The 19,879-nt window shown below is 41.3% G+C and carries 17 protein-coding genes; 16 read left to right on the forward strand and 1 reads right to left on the reverse strand.

All coding sequences use genetic code 11. From position 1 onward, the window contains the following. The 12 genes from ACX3PZ_RS05630 (at nucleotide 1) to ACX3PZ_RS05685 (ending at nucleotide 14,141) form a co-directional block, all read left to right on the forward strand. Nucleotides 1-1,200, forward strand: coding sequence for a type IV secretion system protein (locus ACX3PZ_RS05630; RefSeq protein WP_459112170.1), 1,200 nt, complete (start codon nucleotides 1-3; stop codon nucleotides 1,198-1,200). A 29-nt stretch (nucleotides 1,201-1,229) separates the two neighbouring features. Next, a complete protein-coding gene (traK, locus tag ACX3PZ_RS05635; protein ID WP_459112171.1) occupies nucleotides 1,230-1,844 on the forward strand; it encodes a conjugative transposon protein TraK in 615 nt (204 codons plus the stop codon). Beyond that, nucleotides 1,834-2,244, forward strand: a complete 411-nt coding sequence (locus ACX3PZ_RS05640) for a hypothetical protein (RefSeq protein ID WP_459112172.1) — start codon at nucleotides 1,834-1,836, stop codon at nucleotides 2,242-2,244. Before traK ends, ACX3PZ_RS05640 begins: the two co-directional genes overlap by 11 nt. Further along, a complete protein-coding gene (gene traM, locus ACX3PZ_RS05645) occupies nucleotides 2,219-3,499 on the forward strand; it encodes a conjugative transposon protein TraM (RefSeq protein WP_459112173.1) in 1,281 nt (426 codons plus the stop codon). The genes ACX3PZ_RS05640 and traM overlap by 26 nt, the downstream gene beginning before the upstream one ends. Nucleotides 3,500-3,511: 12 nt before the next feature. Further along, nucleotides 3,512-4,561: a DUF4138 domain-containing protein gene (locus tag ACX3PZ_RS05650; RefSeq protein WP_459112174.1), complete on the forward strand. Its 1,050-nt coding sequence runs from the start codon at nucleotides 3,512-3,514 to the stop codon at nucleotides 4,559-4,561. A gap of 117 nt (nucleotides 4,562-4,678) precedes the next feature. Further along, entirely contained in the window at nucleotides 4,679-6,766 is a 2,088-nt protein-coding gene (locus tag ACX3PZ_RS05655) for a TraM recognition domain-containing protein (RefSeq protein ID WP_459112175.1), read from the forward strand. A 136-nt stretch (nucleotides 6,767-6,902) separates the two neighbouring features. Next, on the forward strand, nucleotides 6,903-7,916 hold the full coding sequence (locus ACX3PZ_RS05660; protein ID WP_459112176.1) for a M23 family metallopeptidase: 1,014 nt from the start codon (nucleotides 6,903-6,905) through the stop codon (nucleotides 7,914-7,916). A gap of 103 nt (nucleotides 7,917-8,019) precedes the next feature. Continuing rightward, nucleotides 8,020-8,805 (forward strand): hypothetical protein, encoded by a 786-nt coding sequence (locus ACX3PZ_RS05665; RefSeq protein ID WP_459112177.1) that lies wholly within the window; start codon nucleotides 8,020-8,022, stop codon nucleotides 8,803-8,805. 36 nt (nucleotides 8,806-8,841) lie between these two features. Beyond that, complete coding sequence (locus ACX3PZ_RS05670) at nucleotides 8,842-10,080, forward strand: JAB domain-containing protein (protein ID WP_459112178.1); 1,239 nt, start codon at nucleotides 8,842-8,844, stop codon at nucleotides 10,078-10,080. Nucleotides 10,081-10,169: 89 nt separating this feature from the next. Continuing rightward, nucleotides 10,170-10,874, forward strand: a complete 705-nt coding sequence (locus ACX3PZ_RS05675) for a hypothetical protein (protein WP_459112179.1) — start codon at nucleotides 10,170-10,172, stop codon at nucleotides 10,872-10,874. A gap of 5 nt (nucleotides 10,875-10,879) precedes the next feature. After that, on the forward strand, nucleotides 10,880-11,845 hold the full coding sequence (locus ACX3PZ_RS05680; RefSeq protein WP_459112180.1) for a toprim domain-containing protein: 966 nt from the start codon (nucleotides 10,880-10,882) through the stop codon (nucleotides 11,843-11,845). Nucleotides 11,846-12,008: 163 nt separating this feature from the next. After that, entirely contained in the window at nucleotides 12,009-14,141 is a 2,133-nt protein-coding gene (locus tag ACX3PZ_RS05685) for a heavy metal translocating P-type ATPase (RefSeq protein WP_459112181.1), read from the forward strand. 134 nt (nucleotides 14,142-14,275) lie between these two features. Here ACX3PZ_RS05685 and ACX3PZ_RS05690 read toward each other — a convergent pair whose 3' ends face one another. Beyond that, nucleotides 14,276-14,593 (reverse strand): DUF3853 family protein, encoded by a 318-nt coding sequence (locus ACX3PZ_RS05690; protein ID WP_459112182.1) that lies wholly within the window; start codon nucleotides 14,591-14,593, stop codon nucleotides 14,276-14,278. A 441-nt stretch (nucleotides 14,594-15,034) separates the two neighbouring features. Here ACX3PZ_RS05690 and ACX3PZ_RS05695 point away from each other — a divergent pair, with 441 nt between their 5' ends. From ACX3PZ_RS05695 to ACX3PZ_RS05710, 4 genes are all read left to right on the forward strand, one after another. Beyond that, entirely contained in the window at nucleotides 15,035-15,415 is a 381-nt protein-coding gene (locus tag ACX3PZ_RS05695; RefSeq protein ID WP_459083555.1) for a septal ring lytic transglycosylase RlpA family protein, read from the forward strand. Nucleotides 15,416-15,945: 530 nt separating this feature from the next. Then, a complete protein-coding gene (locus tag ACX3PZ_RS05700) occupies nucleotides 15,946-16,146 on the forward strand; it encodes a helix-turn-helix transcriptional regulator (protein ID WP_459112183.1) in 201 nt (66 codons plus the stop codon). A 2-nt stretch (nucleotides 16,147-16,148) separates the two neighbouring features. Beyond that, nucleotides 16,149-17,432 carry a DNA methyltransferase gene (locus tag ACX3PZ_RS05705; protein WP_459112184.1) on the forward strand — a complete coding sequence of 428 codons (1,284 nt, stop codon included), beginning with the start codon at nucleotides 16,149-16,151 and terminating at the stop codon, nucleotides 17,430-17,432. Continuing rightward, nucleotides 17,429-19,879 carry an ATP-binding protein gene (locus ACX3PZ_RS05710; RefSeq protein ID WP_459112185.1) on the forward strand — a complete coding sequence of 817 codons (2,451 nt, stop codon included), beginning with the start codon at nucleotides 17,429-17,431 and terminating at the stop codon, nucleotides 19,877-19,879. Before ACX3PZ_RS05705 ends, ACX3PZ_RS05710 begins: the two co-directional genes overlap by 4 nt.

Genomic DNA, 19,879 nt, shown 5'->3' on the forward strand with positions numbered 1-19,879 from the left:
ATGAAAGCATCGTCTATTTTAAAAGGAATTTCCCTCGTTGTGATTTTGTTGCCACAACTACTCTTTGCGCAGGATTCTTCTAACTCTAGCGGTTTGTTAGAATTTCTGATGGGAGACGGAGCGTTTGAGAGTTGGTTTTTTGAGGTCTTTACCCAAATGGACCACGATTTAGAGTCTCGCGCTCTATCTGCAAGTATGCTGGGAAGAACCCTAGGAGGAATCGGTTCGCTTATTTACTTAGGCTACCTAGGGTTTCAGATGCAGGAAGGGGCTAGACCCTGGGAGATTACGCCCATGCTCCGTCCTTTCGTTATTGGACTTATCCTTTTGCACTGGACCGGGTTTTATAAAATGATTCAATATCCACTTGAGCAGCTTGCTGTGCCTTCAAGAGAAGCTTTTTTAGGCCTCGAGCGCGAGGCCAATAAGGTTCGAATTGAAAGATTCACAAAACAAACCCAGCTCCTCGATTTTTTAATTCAGCAGCAGGCCCATGAAAAAGCAAAAGAAAGAGAACTTGCTTTAGGAGAAGACAGTGGCTTCTCCCAACGAATGATTGAAGGGATGAGTGAGCTTTTTCAGCCCATTGAAGAATGGAAAATTCGGATGGACTTTGAGTCTCAAAAATTTACGGCGGATTTGATTGAAGCCATTTGCTTAACGCTCTTAAGAGTGTGTACGTACCTCGTGTTTTTCCTTCAAAAGGTTTGGTCTTACATCTTGATCCTGCTAGGACCCATTGCACTTGGAATCTCGCTTATTCCCGGGTTTGAACACTCGTTTCAGAATTGGGTAAGCAAGTTCATTAATGTCAATTTATACACGTTTGTGGCTTTTACCATCGTAAGTCTGGGGCAGCAGCTCATTATCTCGGGGTACCACCTCGAAATGGAGCGCTACGACCGGCTCTTAGACTCTGGCACCGTGACGGATCTCACGACGCTCTCGTACTACATTTCGAACAATGGACTCATTCACACCGTTTTGTTTCCCTGCGTGGCTTACCTGGTAACCGGTATTGGAATTCTAATGACACCCACCATTGCGGATTCCATTGTCTCCGCGGCAGGTGCGGGCGTTATGAGCAAAGGAAAAGCAGGAGCTGGAAAGCTTTTGAGCGCTTCTAGTGGCGCAGCCCGCCAAATATTTCAAAGTGTAAAATCTTCTTACCGCAGTTCGGGACAATCTAGAAAAGGATAACCCTAAGTCTTACTTAAAAAGTATTTGAGATGATCATAAAAACCATTGAACAAAGGTTCAAACAAAACCGAAATCTAGGGATCCTTGCCCTATGGATATCTCTTTTCATTTCATGCGCCGCGCTTTTGTTTGCGCACCTGCAGGTTCGCGATAGCCGAAAATCCCTGTATGTACTCGATGCAGGCGTGCCCATTTTACTAAACCAAACGAGCGCCCTACTCAATCGAGAAGTGGAGTACAAGTCTCAAGTGGAACTTTTTCATCGCCTCTTCTTTACGCTGCCTCCGGACGATGAGTACATCCAGCAGAACATTGAGAAGTCTCTTTACCTTATTGACGATTCTGGAAAGAAGGAGTACTCAAACTTAAGAGAAAAGGGTTTTTACAATCAACTGATCTCCTCGAGCTCGATGGTGAGTATTCAGGTGGATTCCATTCAAATCGATCTAGAGAAAAGGTATTTTAAATTTTATGGCAAGCAATCGATTCAGCGCAGGACCCGCCGTATGGTAAGGCTCTTGCGCTCCGAAGGCTATTACAAGGACTTAATGCGCACTCCTCAAAATCCGCACGGCATCCTTCTTCTGGATTGGCGCATTACGGACAATTCTGAACTTTCAAACGAAACGCTTTATGGATACTAACAAAAAATTCTTCGCCCAGATGCTTAAGAAACTTTCTCCGCTTCGAGAGCGGCTTAAGAAGCATCCTGAAAAAGTACTTGGCTTTTTATTGCTTGTGCTTTTGTTTGCTCTTGCTATAAATCTTGCGCAGTATAAGTACTTTCTCTCCAAGGAGGAAAAAGAAAGGAGGGATTTTTTGGTTGCAAGGGAAGATACCATGGACCGCTTAGAGTATCGTAATAAAATGAGCCTTAAAAGAGAAAGGCTCCGCCCGGAATTAAGACGAACGATTCAATCGCTCCAGAGTTATTTAACGAAGGAGAAAGAGGGAGAATTAACCCAAGTCGATAGCCTTGAAATGGACCGGCTCTATACCCAATACAAAACCTTACTGCATGCTTACCAATCGGATTCCTTATAAAAAGCCACGCTACGTCATTCCGCTTATTATGCTTCCCTTTCTTTTGTTTTTAGGGTATCAATTTGAACGTTTTTTAGCGCGTGAGGAGCCTGCGCGTAGTGAGCAGGCTGGACTTTCGCTTTCCTTTGGGGAAGCGAGTGACCCCATCCTTTCTAAAAACGAGGCATACGATGCCTTCTTTAAAAATGGAGACGGCTTTTTCGCGCTGGATTCCAGCGAGAAAAAGGCTTCGCTAAAAGAAGGAGAAAGTCCTTTAGATCCTCTTAAGGAAGAGGAAGTGAGTTCAGACCTACCCAAAGACTCGCGTGATTTCATTCGTCTCTTTAATGAGAAGGCACTTGGAAGAGCTCCGAATACGTCTCCAAGGGAAAGACAGAGCACGAATCGCATGGAAGCAGAGAAAGCATCCATTGCAGAGCAAGCAAAGAACCCACTTCTTGGAAGTGCCCCTTTTGGGACTTTGGAGAAAACCCCTACGAGAAGCAGTATAAGTACGGATACGAGATTGAGTAGTGCTTATGGAGAGGATCGGACACCTGCTAAGAACCTTGCAGCGTATGGAGCAGTTGAGAATGCAGAAGAGAAGATGGATCCGATCCGCATTCTGCGCTCTCAAATGCTCGTGATGGATTCGTTAGAGAAATCGAGAGATCCTGAGTTCCAAGCCGAGAATCGGGCTCAGAAAAAACTCTTAGCGCATAAAGAAAAATTGAATGAATTTTTATCCTCGACACTTCGCGTGAGCAAAACCACTCACAGTCCGCATTTTAACGCGGTTTACAAGCAAAGCGAATCCTTTTTTATCAAGGCTGTGATCGATGAAGATCTTTCGGGGTTCCTAGGAAGTCGGATTCGGCTGAGACTCTTGGAAGACATTTTTGTAGGCAATAAAAAGCTGTTCAAGGGTCAGATTCTTTATGCACAAGTCTCAGGGTTTTCCTTTGAACGAGCGAACCTTTCGATCGTCTCTGTTCTTGTCAAAGAAGAAATCCTTCCCATTCATTTAACGCTGTACGATTTGGATGGACAAAAAGGACTCTACGTGCCCGGAAGTGAATTTAGAAACATGATGAAAGAACTAGGTTCGAGCTCCGTCCAAGGCCAAAGCCTCGACTCTGCTGAGCCGTCTTTTTACTCTAGTCTTTTGTCTACTGCTTTTCGAAGCGCCTCTCAAAGCGCTGCAAAACTTTTACGAACCAACAAAGCCAAATTAAAGTACGGTACCCAGGTGCTGCTTTTAGAGGAGGCTCATTAAACTTGATCAACTATGAAAACGCTTTTTACCCTATCCTGTACTCGCGTACCCTTTTCCAAAGCTTCGCAATCTCTCGGAGATCAAATGCCTAGAGTGCTTCAGAAACCCGCATGCTGCTTCTTTATGAGCAGCAGAAATCGAGAAGTGGCAAAGCGAATTTTGCTTGTCTCTAGTCTTCTTCTATGTACGCTAGCCAAATCCCAAAGCACCGAGAAAGAAAAATCGCTTTCTTCTCTTCCCGTTTTGAAAATGAAACCGGGGGTGAACGTGCACATTGTATCTCCGGAACCCATTGAGTTTGTGGACCTCTCTACGTCTTATTTACTAGGAGATCTTCCTACGGAGAACTTAGCTCGGATTAAAGTATTAGATGATTCTTTAGCGGTTTTAGAAAAGCAAACCCGGGGGGAAAGTGGACTTTCTTCTACTTTATCCTCCTCCTTATATTCGGAAAGATCGCCTTACACCTATCAGGAGCTAGATTTAGGCATTGTGACCATTGTAGCCAAATCCTTCATGGCGCAATACCGTGCCGTGTATGGGGGCCAGGGCTCCCACGAAATCCAAAGCAGCATCTATATCTATCCTCAGCATATGCAGCCCCTGGAGTTTAGCCGGAATTCTCTTTCGCCAAGAGAGCTCTTGAATTTTTGCGAGAAAATCCTTTCTCGCAAGGAGCTAAGGCCTCTGGCTCGAAAGAAAGGCTTTGGCTTAACCTTAAATCTAAACGGGCTTTATGTGGTAGGGGATTATGTGTTTTTGGATGTGCTCATTGAAAACAAAACCAATCTGAAATTCCAGATGGAATCCCTTCTCTTTTCGGTAGAAGACAAAAAGATTTACAAAGCAACCAACCATCAATCCATTGCCCTTAGTCCGGTGTATTCTCATCACAGTCAAAAGGAGTTTCGATCCACGTACCGCAATGTCTTTGTCTTTGAGAAGTTTAGTTTTCCGAACTCAAAAACACTTCGGGTTCGCCTTGTGGAAGAGGAGCTTTCGGGACGAAGTCTCACCCTTGAAATTCCCTATTCTGCTCTTTTAAAAGCAGACACGCTCTAAACGAATGAAGTCTTACTTGAAAGTTGGAGCGGACTGCAGGGACGATTCTATTTCGCTGCCTTCTACGCCCTTCTATTCAAATTCCTTCAAAGGGTAACCTTATAAAAAACAAGTGCGATGCAAGAACAAATTCACCAACTTAAACTCTACGGCTTCTTTCAAAAGATGGTCTACGGCCTTGTGGTCATGGAAACGCTGTGCGTGGTCTATCTGGACACAAAAATTCCAATTTTTTCTGACGTACTTCTAGGGCTGTCCTACCTCTATATTTTTTTCCCTCCTTTTTATGCCAAAATTTGGACCCTGATTCTCATTTGCATTGTGGCTGTGGGGACCAAAGCGCGCAAAAAGTCAGATCTTAAGATTTGGAAAGCTATCGTTCGTCCGATCTTCCTTGGGCTTTTCTTTATGGCCGCAAGTCTCTTTATCCTCCTTAGTTTTCAAGGGAAAAAAGGACCTGAACTTTTTTACGGATTTTACCTCATGCATGCTTTTTATGCATTGTTCTCCCTACTAGGAGCACTTTTCGTGCAAGTAGGGGCCGATTCCATTTCAAAATTTGTGCAAGGTAAATTAGGGAAGGACCGGTTTAATACAGAGCAGGAGAGTTTTAAGCAGAACGAAGAGCTTATAGGAAATGCCACTTCCATTAACCTTCCCTACAAATACAGACACGGGTCTAAGATGCGCCCCGGATGGGTGAATTTAGATCCCTTTCGAGGAACCCTCGTGATTGGAACTCCGGGCAGTGGAAAATCCTTTGGCGTGATTGCGCCCGCAATCCGTCAAATGGTAAGCAAAGAATTTTCCCTTTGCCTGTACGATTTTAAGTTCCCAGACCTTGCTCAAATTGCGTTTTACCATCATTTGCAGCAAAAAAAACAAAATCCTGGCTATACCCACTCTTTTCATGTGGTAAATCTAAACGAAGTGGAAAAGAGTAGACGAATCAATCCCTTGCAGAAGAAATACGTTCCCAATCTAGCGATGGCTCAAGAGATGGCTGAGTCCATGGTGTTTTCCCTTCAAAAGGGAGGCTCTGCAAATTCAGGGGGAGCCGATCAGTTCTTTACGCAAAGTGCGGTGAACTTCCTTTCTGCTTGCATTTATTTCTTAGCGAGCCAGAAGCAAGGAAAGTACAGTTCGCTTCCTCATTTGCTTAGCTTTTTGAACAAAAGCTACGAAGAGATTTTTTCCGTTCTTTTTACAGAGCCAGAACTTCATTCCATGCTCGCGCCCTTTAAATCAGCGTACGACAACCGAGCGTTTGATCAATTGGAAGGGCAGGTAGGTACGCTTAGAGTTCTGCTCTCGCGCCTCTCTACAAAAGAGAGCTACTGGGTCTTTTCGGGAGAAGAAGTGAATTTGAAAATAACAGATCAGAACAATCCGAGTGTTTTAGTCCTCGCTTCCAGTCCCGAGACCGAAGGAATTAATTCCGCGCTCTATGCCTCGGTGTTAAACCGAGTACTTCGAGTTATTAACCAAAAAGGAAATCTTCCGGCAGGAATCATTGCGGATGAGTTTCCCACAATCTACATTCATAAGATTGATTCCGTTGTGGCCACGGCGCGAAGCAGTAAAATCGCGGTTATGCTGGGGCTGCAAGAGCTGCCCCAGTTAAAGCAGCTCTACAAAAGAGAAGTGGCCGATACAATCTGCTCGGTCATGGGCAATATTCTTTGTGGATCCGTTCGAGACCGCCATACCCTTGAATGGCTCGAAAGGCTCTTTGGGAAAATCAAACAAAAAAGTTACTCCGAGTCTTACTCGAGTCAAGGAACTAGTTTCTCGAGCAGCGAAAAGATGGACACGATGATTCCGGCGGGAAAAATTGCTTCGCTTCGCACAGGAGAAATGGTGGGAATGATTGCCTCAAGCTTCTATTCTTCGGAAGGAGAATACCGAAGCTCTGCAATGAGCGGAAAGATTGAGCTACTGGAATCCGACTCCCTTTATTTGGCCGAGAGCGAAGTGCAAATGCCGATCTACTATGATTTCAAAGATGAGAAGGGCACTTGTCAAAAAGAAAAAGTCCTACTTCAAAACTTCTCACGCATCCACAAGGAAACGGATGAGCTTGTGAACGACATTCTTCGCTTAGGCGTTTCAAATTCAACAATTAAAGGAGGTTCAAGTTCAACCACTAAAGCAAGTTCAAGTTCAAGTGCGGCTGCTGCGGCTTCCACTGCAAGTTTGAATTGATCCTCAATTGGATCCTCAATATAAACTTGAGCTGGAACTTTTGCTAGAACCTGTCCTTAACTCTAAGCTTAGTAAATCAAGGACCTGGTACTTTTTTTAATCATCAAATCAAATCACCTTTTTTAAACCTAATCTTATGAATCCAATTAGCACTCTTTTTCATTTTCTTCTGTTTTTGTTTCCATTTTTCCTTTTGGTTTATTTATCAAACAACCCGAAGGGCATAGGGCAGAATTCTTCCTTTTATTTAGCTGGGGATTTTCGAAATATGCCTGCTTTTTCAAAGCTTGAAGTGGATACCCTGACCAATCCTTTGTTGAGAGATTCGATTTATTTAAAACCTCCTTCCAAAAAGAAAGCGATGGAGGCTTTCAACCGGTTTAAAGACGGAATGGGAAAAGCGACTCCCGATTCACTTCGGACTCCGGGGAAAGTTCATTTTTCCTTGAAATCCCTTCCGCCCGTGGTGCAGTTCAACGGAGGTCTTAAAACAAGCCTCGATTCTCTGCGTTCCATTTATAAACGCGAGCGAGCGAATAAAAAAGAGTACCGAGAGGAAAAGAGAAAGAGGGATTCTTTGAGTCCTTCTTCAAAACCCTCTAAAAAGGCAAAGGCTTTAAACCCGATCGCAAGGGATAGAATGGATTCCTCCCTTGATGGGAATAGAAGGTCTCTTTCAAAAGAGCCCCTCTCTCCAAGTAAGAAGGCGAGAAGGGATTTCTACTTTCCCCTGGAAGGGAAACTTTCCATCTCTTCTCCTTACGGGAATCGAGTGCACCCACTCTCAGGGGAAGTTAAATTTCATCGAGGGCTGGATTTTCGGGCGTCCTATGAGAGCGTGATTGCGGTCATGGACGGCGTCGTAGAAAAAAGCGGATGGGATTCCAAAGGAGGAGGGTATTATATGACCCTTCAGCACGAAGGGGGGATCTCAACTTCCTATCTACATCTCTCACAGCGGTATTACAGGGAGGGAGAAAAAGTGCTAGCGGGCTATATCATTGCCCGCAGTGGAAACTCAGGCGGGTCCACAGGACCTCACCTTCATTTTATGGTGAGAGAGAACGGAGAGCTGCGCTCTCCTCAGGAGTTCCTTTACAACAAAAGTATGGAATCGGGCGCTTCTTCTAAACTTTACGCTCAAAACTGATGTAGTCGCCTGCTCTAAGGGTTTTGAAGGTTTTGAACGTTTCAAACGTTTTGAAACTTTCAAGTGCGATTAAAAAGAACAATAAATCTAAAATAAGTAAAATATGAATTTAACTACCCAAACGGAGGCCACTTTAATGGAATACGGCCTTTTAAACCCCGATCGCTCCTTTTGCTCCAAACTCTCTTCCCTTGAAATTGAGCAGTTCTTAAAAGGAGAACCGCTATGCGCGACAAGCGGTAGGGAGAGACTTACTTTTCTACTGGATCCCTATTCAAGGAATGTAACGGTTCGAGAAAGTACGCTCGAGAAAAGCCTTTCCTACGTGCAGGAGTCAAGCAGTACCGAGTTTTTACAGCTTGTCAAAGAAACGGCCACTTCCTATGGAGAGAGTTCTCGGTATGAGAAGAAAGCCTATTTAAAAGACGAAGCGAGTGGGGAGCTCATGGAACTGGATTTAGTGAAGCACCTCTCTAGAATCGGAAAGGAAGTATTAGAAAAAGGAGATGTAAAGTCTCAGTCCCGCTATCGAACGGAGCTGTTTCGGATTAAGAATTATTATTTGAAACAAATGAAAAAATACCCCCATAGCGCAAAGGATTTTAAAGCGCAATTAGGCCTGGTTTCCAAAGAGCTTTCTAAAGTTTCGAGAAGTGTTAGGTCTTTAAGTGGAGGCGCTGAGCCAAAAGCCTCAAAAGTGCCTTTTGAAAAAGAACCGGCAAGGTCTTCCTTGGTAGAAGTACAAAATCAGACACAAACTTCTGTGGAAAGAAAAGTAGAAATAGGCGAAAAAGAGTCCCAAGTAGAAACGACTGCAAACTCTCTTCGGGCTCAACAGAAGGAAAAGTTGGAGCTAGAAAAAGAGCCTTATCGAGCTCGCCGTCGTTAACAAGGCCAAAGTATAACCTTAAAATAGTTAAGAATTATGTCCGTGGATTTATTTAATTACCAAGCCCGTTACGGGGAGAATACCAATTTTGGATTTAAAGAAACTTCAAAAACGGAGTATTTAACGAGTTCTTTAGGAAAGAAATTTCCTTACGAACTGTACAGTGCCACTGCGCGCTTTAAGGCTCCCCAACAAAAAGCAAAATCAAAGGCAGGCCTTGAACCTTTAGAGAAAAGCGCAAGTGATTTTGCTCTCATGGAGCGGCAGTTTTCTCGTTACAAAGCGCTTGATTTTATGTCCGGATCGATTTTAACCTCGATTTCGGATGTCGCTTGGCTCTTTCGAGAATTAGAATCGGAGGCCGTGGAGCATACGTTTTTAATCTATCAGTTTAAAGACAGCAGCTACCTCGTGCAGCACCTCTCCAGCGGTGGACTTTCCTCCGCAGTGGTGGACCTACGGCTTTTGGCAGGGCACGTGCATAAACTGAGCCCCGAGTCGATTACCCTCGTGCATAACCATCCCAGTGGACAGCTAATCTCTTCGCGTCAGGATCAGCAAATGTTAAGTCGACTGCGGCTCGCCTTTGAAAACACGAAAGTCGAGGTGAAGGATGGGCTTGTGCTCAATCTTCGATCGGGACAGTATCTAGTGTTTGGAACGAGCAGCGATTCCGATCGAATCTTTGAGCATCAGGATCCCAAACGAAAGGAAAAACAGGTGCCTGTGTATAGTTTTAACAAGCAACTGTTTTGCGTGAATTATCAACCCGATAAAATCACCAACCCGGAACAAACGGCGGCTTATTTGTCGGCTCAAAAGTTTGGCCTCTCGGATCGAACCGAAGCTTTAATTCTCAACAATGCCAACGAAATTATGGGCAAGTTCATTCTCCCTCAAAATAAGCAGTACGAGAAGCTCGTAGAGCTTCTGTCCCGCTACGGCGGTACTTCTGCTATTCTGTATGGCAATTCCCTTAGTGAGAGATTGTTTGAACGCTACAAAACCAAACTGGCCAACCTAGGATTTTCGGCGCTGGATGGAATCCGGCTTGAAAGCGGCAATTATTACTCTCTTTTAAATCATTCCAAAATTACCCTTCGAGAAGAATTGGTACAGAGTTATCATCAAAAGAAGGGAAAAGAACCAGGGGAAATGAGAGGGAAAGAGCAGAAGGGCGAAACCTCCGTGCTAGAGCGGCTCGATGTTGCGAGTGAAAAAGAAATTGCACCTACAGAGCCTTTGCTTCCTCCTCGAAATGGCGTCAAGCGCTAAAGGCTTTTTGTTCAAGTTTATTGCTTTTAAATTGAGCCACTCTACGTTTAAGTTCTTGTTTCCCATTTCTTTTTTCAAAAATGCATCCTATGAAACTTTCCTTTTCTTTATTAATCCTGAGTACGGCTCAAAAGTGGAGTCTAATTTTTCTGCTTCCCCTTTTTCTTTCGTGTACGAAAGAGATTCCACGAGCGGACACGGGAGGCGCAGATCTGCTCTTTAGTGTGTATTTTCAGGCCTCCAAAGGCCTAGAAAATAGCAAGACCTTTCACCGCTCTTCCCTTAGCTTCCTACCCATAGGAGTTTTTGAAATTGCTCCCCGTGAACTTGGGGAAGTAGCGGACATGGAGTATTTTTTAATTAAAGACTCCCTTTATTACGGCTTAGAAGCAGGGGTGAGGATATCTATGGATCCCAAAGCAGGAAAGAGTGTACGTACCAAAACACACGGTGCGCCTTTTTCAAAGGATCCCATTTCCTACTACGGGCGAAGAAGGAATTTAAGCGATACGATTCTATTTAAAAGGCATTACAAACGTTTTGAAATCTCAACGCCTGAGCAGTATTCGAGGTATTATATTTTGAAATCCGATTCATTGCTTCCCTACGCGCTGTATCCGCAAATTGAACAGGAGTACGGAGGAAGACTGGAGAGAATCGATTATTACGATGTAGAGAAGGACATATTTTACTCCATGCAGCTGCTGCGTAGATTGGAAAGAAGTAAGGAGGCGGAGTCCTTTCTAAAAGAGGGGTACTTCTTACCCCAGACCCCCACTTTAACTCAAAATTAAACGACATGAGTCCAAGCAAATACTATTCGTATTCTCAAATTCAGGAGATTCTCTCGGGTGTGACTCTTTTAGATTATGCCTTTTATTTGGTGATGTCCGGAACACTTTCCTATACAGGGCGTTTTGGAACCCATCACTATTTTGAAGCAAAAGGCATTAAAATGGCCATCCAAGGAGAGGTGTATTATGATTTTAAAAAAGACAAAGGGGGAGGCCTTTTAACGGCGGTGATGGATTTAGAGAATTTAAGTTTTCTTTCTGCCGTGGCTTTTTTGGAGGCGGATTTTAGCCTGTCCTCCTCGGAGCTTACCGAAATCCAAACAAAGGCCTCCACAGAAAGAAAAAGGGCGCCTTCGAAAAGTACGTTGAAGCTCCTTTCCTTTGGTTCTGTAAAAGACGTAGCCCTTCGGAGTTATTTTAAATCCAGAGGCATTTCCTCCACGGTCCTTGAGGATTACGGACTGGAAGTTTGCTTTCAGCTGAAAGGAAGAAAAGGCGTGGCCTTCGGCCTTGAAAATTCCAAAGGGGGATACGATCTAAGATCCTCCACTTGGAAATTAAAATCAGGTCCTAGTAGCTATTCCATTGTAGAGCAAAGTGCGAAACGAATGGTCATCTTCGAAGGACTCACGGATTTACTCACCTATGTAGAACTGCAGTACCAGAAAGGATCTCTCATTCGAAGAACACTCGTGGTTCTAAATTCCGTGACGCAATGCAGCCGTTTTTTAGAAGATTTTAGCTCCTTTAGTGGCTATGTGTTTGTATGCTTAGACGGGGATGAGGCAGGGGAAAAAGCAACGCAGAAAATTTTGGAAGGCATGCCCCAGGCAAAGGTTAGGGACGTTCGCAGCGTTTATGGGATTTCAAAAGAAGGATTTAATGATTTGAATGAAGCTTTTGTACAGTCCATTTCTAAGCAGAATGGTGAGGTGCAGCCGAGTAGGAAGAAGAAAATGGACTTAATTTAAATCTGTTTCAAAATTCTCTTGTATCTTTGTTTGCATGTTGCCAAGTGGGAGAACACATTCTTTGTTTTTCCAACTTCGTGTTTTGAGAGTCCTCTTACTCAGTGAAGTAGTGAAGGATTAATGTTCAACAGTCGATTAAGTAGAGCGCCTAAGGCGGAGAAATATGTCAAAATCTTGTTGTGGCCACGAGGCCGAATCTAACTCTTCAAACCTACATACCCATCGCTACGATGCAAAGGGAAGACAGCTATGCTGTCAAAAAGCGGCATCTAACCTAGATTCTATGGAATCTGAGGACTCCTGCTGCAGTTCAACTCCAAGAAAAAAGAAAAGTGCGCCTAGCTGTTGCGCTCACGAGGATGACTCGGGAGGCGAAGACGACTCGGAGAGTCATGAGCATTCCCATGCGAAGGGAGCCACAGAAAGCACTTCTTACTTTTCCCTTTTTAAAATTCCACTTCTTTCATTTGCCTTACTTTTAGTAGGTCTTTTGCTTGACCACTTCCTAAAACCTTCTTGGTTTGTCGGGCCCGTGAGAATTGTCTATTATTTAGCCGCCTATTTGCCTGTGGCGATCCCCGTGCTTAGGGATGCGGTAGAAAGCATACGATACAAAGAATTCTTCTCAGAGTTTTTCTTAATGGGGATTGCGACCCTTGGAGCGATTGCAATTGGGGAGTATCCCGAGGCGGTTGCGGTTATGCTGTTTTACAGTGTTGGGGAAGTTTTTCAAGGCATGGCCGTTCGAAAAGCAAGAGGAAGCATAAAAGAGCTTTTGGACCAAAGACCTGAAGAAGTCACTGTGATAAGGGAGGGAGTTCCCTCTACACTTCGCGCAAAAGATGTTGAAATTGGCGAAGTGATTCGCTTAAAGCCGGGAGAGCAAGTCTCGCTTGATTCTATGCTCCTTTCTACTTCCGCCTCGTTTAATACGGCGGCGCTGACCGGAGAGAGCAAACCGGATACCAAGAGAGAAGGAGAGATTGTTTTAGCCGGAATGGTTAACCTCGGGCAGGTGACAGAAGTGAAAGTGACCACTGCATTCAAGGATTCAAAACTGAGCAAGATTCTAAAACTTGTGCAAGAGGCTACGGCTCATAAAGCTCCTACCGAGCTTTTCATCCGGAAGTTCTCCAAAGTATATACGCCAATTGTCGTGTATCTAGCCATTGGGATTACCATTCTGCCTGCTTTATGGGTCGAGAATTATGTGTTTTCCGAGTGGCTCTACAGAGCCCTCGTCTTTTTGGTGATCTCGTGCCCTTGCGCACTCGTGATCTCGATTCCCCTGGGCTACTTTGGTGGTATTGGAGCCGCAAGTAAAAATGGAATCCTCATAAAAGGATCCAATTTCCTCGATGTATTGGCCGCCGCAAAAAGCGTCGTGATGGACAAAACGGGAACCCTTACAAAAGGAGTCTTTAAAGTCGTACAGGATGAAGTTTTAGCTGCGAGTAAAGAAGAGAAAAAGCACCTACTTACTCTTGTCAATACATTAGAGAGTCATAGCACGCATCCGATTGCAAGTGCAATTAAAGAGTATGCAGGAGCAGTAGATCATAGTCTAGAATTTAAGTCCATTGAGGAAGTTCCAGGACACGGATTAAAAGCGGTCCTTGAAGACAAAACTCTTCTTGTGGGGAATTTTAAACTCTTACGAAAAGAAGAGGTTTCTTTTCCAAGTGAGCATGAAAAGAACGTAGATACCGTCATAGCCATTGCATTTGGCGGAGTATACAAAGGATACCTAACCCTAGCCGATGAGCTGAAAGAGCAGTCGCATGCTGCGATTGCAGAGCTGCATCAACTGGGTTTACGAACTACGCTCCTAAGTGGAGATAAAGAAGCAGTGGCTCAAAAGGTGGCTGCGGAGCTAGGAATCAAAAGCGCCTACGGCGGACTTTTGCCTGAAGACAAAGTGGCTCACGTGAAAACCCTAGGGAAAACAGAAAGTCCTATCCTCTTTGTCGGGGACGGAATGAACGACGCCCCTGTGCTTGCCTTAAGCGATGTAGGGATTGCAATGGGAGGACTTGGCAGCGATGCTGCCATTGAAACGGCAGATGTCGTCATACAAGATGACAATCCCCTTCGCGTGCCTATGGCCATCAAGATTGGAAAGGCCACCAAATCCATCGTATGGCAAAACATTATACTTGCCTTTGGTGTTAAAGCCGTAGTGCTAGCTTTAGGGGCGGGTGGGATTGCTTCTATGTGGGAAGCGGTCTTTGCAGATGTAGGCGTTGCCTTACTTGCAATTCTAAACGCGGTTCGAATTCAGAATAAGAAATTTTAGTCACGCATTTTTTTCAAAGTACGGTCCTCTTTAGCGAAAGATTGCAACGTAGAGTTTGAATCCAAAGAACCTCAAATATAAATGGGTAGCTCGGTGGATACGCCATAACAAGATTAAAATGGAGAAGGCGCAAACTAATTTACTGTTCCTTGGTTTGAAGCAGAAGGTCTTCCTCTTTGTTTTGGAATGTTCACGTTTTTAAGTCGAATGATTCGAAGGGCATGCTCTACGTCTACGACAATAATTTTCCCTTGTTGGCTGATCGCTTCGTCTAGAACGCCAGAGGCTTTAATGTTGTAAGCAGTGGACCTGCCACAACCCAGGACTTTGGCAAGACCTGAATAGCCGTACTCGTATTTTTTCTCTTTCACCATTTCACGGTGAAGTTCAATGTATTCAGCTACGGTCAGTTGCCAAATGTACTTTTCGTAATCTTGTGCGTTGGGTTCCATAAGATCGCAATTTTTAAGGTGAATTTTGATTGCTATAAAAGCATAGAGCGAAACTATAATTTCATTTTCAATTGCGAAAGATGTCCAAAGAACGCACGACCTTCCATGAGACTTGTTTGCTGTAGTGAGTGTGGAGGTTACGCGGAAATCGAAATTTTTGCGAAAAGGTTGGCGTTTGGCAATAGAGGGTCTGTGTGTTGATATACAGGCATATAGCCTACTAAATCAAGCGTATTATTCACTACATTGTTAATTTAGTTAACGTATAGAGCTTAATTTTAACACTTTTTAACAAATCTTGTAAAAGCCTGAATCCACGAGGTTTTACAGAGAATTTAACATAGTGTTAACAAAACATTAAGAAAATTTAACAATGTGAATTTTGAACTTAAAGGTGCGAATATACCTTTGCCGAGTCAAAACCAATAAAAACAATTCAAAATGATGAAAAGAGTAACTCTCGTAATCATAATGATGATTTCAACTCTTGGACTGTATTCATTCGACAAATACAATGCCAATGACAACGATGAGGTGAAAACGAGTTATGCGTCGTATTATCACGACAAGTTCAACGGAAGAAGAACCGCCAGTGGGGAAGTTTTCAGAAATTCTGAGATGACTGCTGCGCACAGAACCCTACCTTTTGGAACCAAAGTAAAGGTGACCAACCTAAGAAATGGAGAAAGTTGCATCGTAACGATCAACGATAGAGGACCCTTTCACGCGAAAAGAGCTTTAGACTTATCCAAAGCAGCCTTCGATGAAATTGGAAACTTAGCCAGAGGTACAATGCCAATTGAATATCAAATTATCGACTAGTCGATACGACATTGAAAAAGTAGAGCCAGCGTTAACGCTGGCTTTTTTATTTTTCTCTGGTTTTCGAAAGTTTAAAATCTACTATTCATATAATTCCGTGGCTCACTAAATTTTAATATTAAGAATTGTGAATATGGAAACGACAAAAAAATCAACATTTAAGTTTCTTTTCTACTTTACAAAAATGTTGTATTTTATTGCTTATTTTAATGATAAGTTTTCTAAAATCAAACCATTAAAAGATACATTAGCACATAGAGGAGATCTATCCAATCAAAATTTTGTTATGCTAACTTCGTATTCATTTTAAAATATGACGAGGATGTTTACAACTCACTTTTAAAAAGCCAAATTTCATATACATATATTTTTCAAAAAATCAAGAGATAATAAACTAAGCTGTAATAACACTTTTATATGATGATTATCTCGAAAATTAAAAAAAATATTGATAATCATTGTGTTATATTGTTTTGAAATTAAAAATATTAATGTTAAATTTGCATATAATGCGAATTAATTTGCGTGAAATGAAAATCAATAGAATAAAAAGCGTTTTGGCCGAAAAATCAAAGACTAATAAATGGTTAGCAAAACAACTTAGCAAAAGCGAGAGTACGGTATCTCGATGGTGCACCAATGAGGTACAACCTTCTATGGATACATTTGTCGAAATCGCACAACTTTTAAATATTGATGTTAAGGAGCTGATTAATTCAACTAAAAATTAACTATGAATATTCCAACGCAAAAAAAAAATAGTTTTGACACGATTCCTGTAAGCGCTGAATGGACATTTAAAAATGTGCGTTCAGCCGAAAACTGGACTCATGGGTATCATAGATATCCCGCGAAATTCCTTCCAAATATTGTAAAGAAAATTATTGAAGAACATACGAAAGTTGGTGATACAGTGGCAGATGTTTTTGCTGGCTGCGGAACTACGTTAGTTGAAGCAAAAGTCCATGGTAGAAAATCGGTTGGAGTTGATATAAATCCAGTTGCACAACTGATTACCAGCGTTAAGACAAATCCAATAGATCCTGTACAGCTTAATCAAACATATAACAAGATTCTAGAAAAGTTCGATGATTTTATTTCGGAAGACTATATTAATGTTGCAATACACGAGAGGATTGATTATTGGTTCTTTCCTGAGAACAAAGGTAAAATTGCTTTTCTTTACGGTGTAATTTTGAACCTTCAAGAAGAGCAAAGAATTAAAGATTTTTTCTTGGTTGCTTTATCTAATATACTTAAGAATTGCTCAAAATGGCTACAGTCAAGTACAAAACCTCAAATTGATCCTGATAAAATCCCAACAGACCCTTTTATAGCTTTTAAAAGACAGGTGAAGTCCATGCTTAGAAAAAATGCTGAATTTTACAACGAACTAGCCAATTTGAATTTTCTAGATACAGAGTGTAATATTTATTTAGAAGACGCAAGAGCAACGGGTATAGATTCAGGATCTGTAAATGCAGTAATTACTTCTCCACCCTACGTTACATCTTATGAATATGCTGATTTACACCAGCTTACAGGGTATTGGTTTGAATACGTGGAAAATCTTCTGGAATTCCGAAAACAGTTTATAGGAACGTTCTATTCATACGGTGAAGTTGTGGAAAATGTTTCAAATCTGGCTAATGAGACTGTGAAAAAAATTTCAGAAAAGCATTTAAGAACTGCAAAAGAAATGTCGAATTATTTTTCGGATATGGCAGCTGTATCAAACGAGATGTTTAGGATTCTAAAGGTAGGAGGCAAAGCATTTATTGTTATTGGTAATACCACGTATAAAAACTTAAAGATCAATTCGGCAGAAATTTTTGTAGAGATGCTTGAGAGTAGTGGTTTTGAAATAGATGAAGTAATTAAAAGATCTATTCCGCACAAATTGATACCAACAATTAGAGATAGTGTATCAGGGAAGTTCACAACGCTTGCGAATACAAACAGTAAGGAAGTTTATCCTGAAGAATATATAATAATTGCAAAAAAGAGCGTACAATGAATATCGAAAATGTTGGAACTGTAATCGATCAAATACCTGTTGAGATAAGTTATAAAATTATTGAGTTGTTTTCAGCAGGGCTTTACTCAAGTCCAAATAAGGCTTTTGAAGAACTTGTGAGCAATTCTTATGATGCTGGGGCTACTAAAGTGTCTGTATATGTTCCTCTTGACAAAACCTTATCTGATTCAATTCTATGGGTAGCAGACAATGGTATGTCAATGGATAAAGATGGGTTAAAACAATTTTGGAAAATAGGCTCTTCTACTAAAAGAGAGAAAGAAAATCAAGAACGCTTACCAATAGGGAAATTTGGCATTGGTAAGTTGGCTACGTATATTTTAACAAGTAAGTTGACGCTGATTTGCAAAGCTACTGATGGAAAGTATTATGCGGTAATGATGAATTATTCAGCTATCAATAAAGATTCAACAGAAACTATATCACTCGATGAAAAAGAATTGACTTTAGACGAAGTTAAAACCACTTTATCTCCTTTAATCAAAAAAGGAGATCAGAATTTAGTTCCGTTCAAATTATGGGGAGATGGATGTGAGGATACATGGACATTTGCAATATTATCAGATCTTAAATCTAAATCCGCAGAAATAAAAGATGGTAGATTAAAATGGGTTCTTAGTAGTGCTTTACCTTTAAACCCTAATTTTAATTTATTCTTCAATGGTACAGAATTACAATCTAGCAAAGACAATATTGAACCTTGGAAAACATGGGTTTTCGGAAAGGATGATGAAGTTGCTACTAAATTCAAATATGAAACAGGGACATATAAAGAAAAACCTTGTGTTCATTTGCCGAACCTAAAAAATATTATTGGACAAATTGATTTATATCGTGACTCTTTGTTAACTGGGAAATCTGCTGATTTAGGAAGAAGCAATGGAATCTTTCTTACGGTTCGAGGACGCTTGGTGAATATAGATGACCCCTTAATTGGGATGGAAGCACTTTCTCACGGTGTTTTTAACCGTATAAGAATCATGGTAAATGCTGACGAACTGGACGATTATATTACTTCTACAAGAGAATCTATTAAATCATCAGCTGCATTAGAAGATTTGCGAGAATATATAAAAAGAAAATTCAATGCTGTGAGGGAATGGTATTTTTCTACTGTTGAGGATGAAGAAAAAAAGAACAGGGCTTCTCATAAAATTGCTTATGCATCTGCAAGTTTATCAAGAAGACCATTAATTGTTGTTGCAAAAAAATTTCTTGATGGAGAATTAAGTGATTTGGTATTAACTGAAATACCTAATGATTTAACTGAAGAAGAAAAAGACGAATTAATTCTAAAGTTAGAATCCGACTTAACAACCGACAAAGGAATAATCCAACAAGTAGATTGGGTAGCATTAAATCCTGAAGATCCAATTGCAAAACTTGAACTAATGACAGGTTTTGCAAAAATTAATCTGATGCATCCTTTTTTCGCTAACTTTCTAGACGAGGTAAAATCTCCTTTACCGTTTCAATTGATTGCATTAACTGAAATTCTAACAGAATGTTTCTTGCTTGATAGTGGTATTAAACAAGATGAAGTTAGAGAAATAATGTTTAAAAGAGATGCAATATTAAGGGAGTTGACATTTAGTGATAAGCCAAATGCTCCATTTGTAGCTTCATTATTGCAGGCTTCTTTAGGAGATTCTACTGGATTAGAAAAATCAGTAACACAAGCTTTTAATACACTTGGATATGAATCTACTACTATTGGAGGACCTGGAAAACCTGATGGAAAAGCGGTTGCTTATTTAGGTCCTTTGCAATCTGCCGAAAATTATTCGGTAACATTTGATGCTAAAAGTACTCTGAAAAATAAAATAAAGGCAACTACTGCTCATATCTCAGGTGTTGACAGGCATAGGGATAATTATAATTCAAATTATGCATGTGTGGTTGCTATTGATTATGAAGGCGCAGACGATCCGAATTCAGCAGTAAATACAGAAGCTAAAAAACATAAAATAAATCTTATACGAGCTCAAGATCTTATGGTGCTTGTATTGGTGTCTAGTCCAAAACAAATTGGATTAAAAGAACTTCGATATTTTTTTGAAAATTGTCATACAGTTATTGAAACCACAGCATGGATTAATGAAATTAAGAATAGAGAGGTAAGTCGGGGACCGATTAAAGAATTATTAGAAGAAGCATTTACACTTATTAAGTCCGATACAGAGCCTGCATTTTTAAGTGCTTTAAGAATGAGTAATGCTGAATTAAAAAAGCATTCAATTGATGACTTGAAATCTTTAGTTCAGAGTCTCGAACGACTTGTACCAAATTACATTAGTATATCACACGATAATATAGTGAGTTTGCAAGTACCTCCTGAAAAAATATTAAATGCATTAAATCAAACTTTTACTACTGATGTTCCTAGTGAGTTTAGAGATATTTATATTAATGCCTTTTCACGATAA

The organism is Chryseobacterium sp. A321, from assembly GCF_054489265.1.

Excerpts from the sequence above, each read along its gene's own strand:
- ACX3PZ_RS05630 (WP_459112170.1), top strand. The coding sequence starts at position 1 with ATGAAAGCATCGTCTATTTTAAAAGGAATTTCCCTCGTTGTGATTTTG.
- traK (WP_459112171.1), top strand. The coding sequence starts at position 1,230 with ATGATCATAAAAACCATTGAACAAAGGTTCAAACAAAACCGAAATCTA.
- ACX3PZ_RS05640 (WP_459112172.1), top strand. The coding sequence starts at position 1,834 with ATGGATACTAACAAAAAATTCTTCGCCCAGATGCTTAAGAAACTTTCT.
- traM (WP_459112173.1), top strand. The coding sequence starts at position 2,219 with ATGCTTACCAATCGGATTCCTTATAAAAAGCCACGCTACGTCATTCCG.
- ACX3PZ_RS05650 (WP_459112174.1), top strand. The coding sequence starts at position 3,512 with ATGAAAACGCTTTTTACCCTATCCTGTACTCGCGTACCCTTTTCCAAA.
- ACX3PZ_RS05655 (WP_459112175.1), top strand. The coding sequence starts at position 4,679 with ATGCAAGAACAAATTCACCAACTTAAACTCTACGGCTTCTTTCAAAAG.
- ACX3PZ_RS05660 (WP_459112176.1), top strand. The coding sequence starts at position 6,903 with ATGAATCCAATTAGCACTCTTTTTCATTTTCTTCTGTTTTTGTTTCCA.
- ACX3PZ_RS05665 (WP_459112177.1), top strand. The coding sequence starts at position 8,020 with ATGAATTTAACTACCCAAACGGAGGCCACTTTAATGGAATACGGCCTT.
- ACX3PZ_RS05670 (WP_459112178.1), top strand. The coding sequence starts at position 8,842 with ATGTCCGTGGATTTATTTAATTACCAAGCCCGTTACGGGGAGAATACC.
- ACX3PZ_RS05675 (WP_459112179.1), top strand. The coding sequence starts at position 10,170 with ATGAAACTTTCCTTTTCTTTATTAATCCTGAGTACGGCTCAAAAGTGG.
- ACX3PZ_RS05680 (WP_459112180.1), top strand. The coding sequence starts at position 10,880 with ATGAGTCCAAGCAAATACTATTCGTATTCTCAAATTCAGGAGATTCTC.
- ACX3PZ_RS05685 (WP_459112181.1), top strand. The coding sequence starts at position 12,009 with ATGTCAAAATCTTGTTGTGGCCACGAGGCCGAATCTAACTCTTCAAAC.
- ACX3PZ_RS05690 (WP_459112182.1), bottom strand. The coding sequence starts at position 14,593 with ATGGAACCCAACGCACAAGATTACGAAAAGTACATTTGGCAACTGACC.
- ACX3PZ_RS05695 (WP_459083555.1), top strand. The coding sequence starts at position 15,035 with ATGATGAAAAGAGTAACTCTCGTAATCATAATGATGATTTCAACTCTT.
- ACX3PZ_RS05700 (WP_459112183.1), top strand. The coding sequence starts at position 15,946 with ATGAAAATCAATAGAATAAAAAGCGTTTTGGCCGAAAAATCAAAGACT.
- ACX3PZ_RS05705 (WP_459112184.1), top strand. The coding sequence starts at position 16,149 with ATGAATATTCCAACGCAAAAAAAAAATAGTTTTGACACGATTCCTGTA.
- ACX3PZ_RS05710 (WP_459112185.1), top strand. The coding sequence starts at position 17,429 with ATGAATATCGAAAATGTTGGAACTGTAATCGATCAAATACCTGTTGAG.